The organism is Streptomyces sp. NPDC045701, assembly GCF_056432045.1.
Genome location: NZ_JBWKJV010000223.1, coordinates 1 through 1,130, shown reverse-complemented (window position 1 = coordinate 1,130; position 1,130 = coordinate 1). Strand labels below are relative to the sequence as shown.

The 1,130-nt window shown below is 59.7% G+C and carries 1 protein-coding gene and 1 pseudogene; one reads left to right on the top strand and one right to left on the bottom strand.

Translation table 11 applies throughout. The annotated features are described in order from the left end of the window. Nucleotides 1–94 precede the first annotated feature (94 nt). Nucleotides 95–234, top strand: a pseudogene (locus AC07DW_RS34590) (IS630 family transposase); the annotation flags it as partial. 123 nt (nt 235–357) lie between these two features. Here AC07DW_RS34590 and AC07DW_RS34585 read toward each other — a convergent pair. After that, nucleotides 358–1,130 (bottom strand): hypothetical protein (locus tag AC07DW_RS34585; protein WP_478861545.1); only part of this gene is annotated, 773 nt, incomplete at its 5' end.

Genomic DNA, 1,130 nt, shown 5'->3' with positions numbered 1-1,130 from the left:
CACCGGCGCGGCGACCCGCTACCCCCCGCCTCCGCCCCCGGCGACCACCACCCGACCACAACCGATCACACCACGAAGATCTGAGGCTGTAGTACTGGCCAACCTCGCTGTGGTCAGCCTCGACCGGCTCGAACCCTCGTACGCAACCGGCTCAAGCGCCTTCAGTACCGGCCCGACGCCCTCGACGGCTTCATAGTCGGCACCGGCCTGACCCTCGACGACCCAGCCTCACCCCGACGAGCCGAAGACAGTAAAGCCCCGTACCGGTCTATGCAGCCGCGCCGCCGCGACGTTGTCCTGCCCCTCCGCTGCGCCGACGGGACAGCCGTACACCGGGCGTTACGGCGTAGCAGATGATCATGGGACGATCTCTACGTCCGGGCCCTCAAACACGATCAACCATTTCTTATCCTTCACATAAAGTGCTCCGTACCCCTTTTGCTGAGCCAGCTCATTAATCTCCTCTTTAGATCTCACATTCAAGATCTCATCGTATTCCGGATTCTTGGATGAGGTGTACGATGTGAATACTCCATTCGACTGTTTGATCTTCATGATGGGCTTTTCGCCCTTATATTTGTTCTTGAGTATTTGTCCTTGGGAGTTTGCGAACCCCTTGGAAGCGAGTCCACTTCTTTCGGCGTCGGCTGTTTTGTCTGCGGCATTCTGTGCGTCTCCAGAATTCCTTGCGAGGTACACCCCATCACCCCAGACACGCCCATTGACGGAGCCGTCAACTCGGTAGCCAACTTTACGAATATTGCCAGCCGCCCACTCGCCGGTTCCGTGAAGAAATATTTTGTCTTTCAGTTTATCTGATGCTTTTTGCACTGCCTCCTTCCGGGAAGCAGCCTTCGTTTCCGTCTTGCTCGCAGGCTTTACTTTGGCGCTGTCTGTGGTGAGGGGGGCAGTGGCGGAGCCGTTTGAGCGCACCTTAAGTGCCTCAGGCGTACGTGCTGCTGCTTTGCTGGTCTTGCTGATGGCGGTGCCGATGGCTGCGCCGCCTCCGAGGAGGATGCCGGCGGCTCCGAAGGTGAGGGAGGCGACGTTGAGGTCGTCGGTGAGCTGGTCTTGTCCTGTGGCGAGGGCGGCGATGTCGAGGGCGGCGCTGGCGCCGTCGAGGGCGGCGC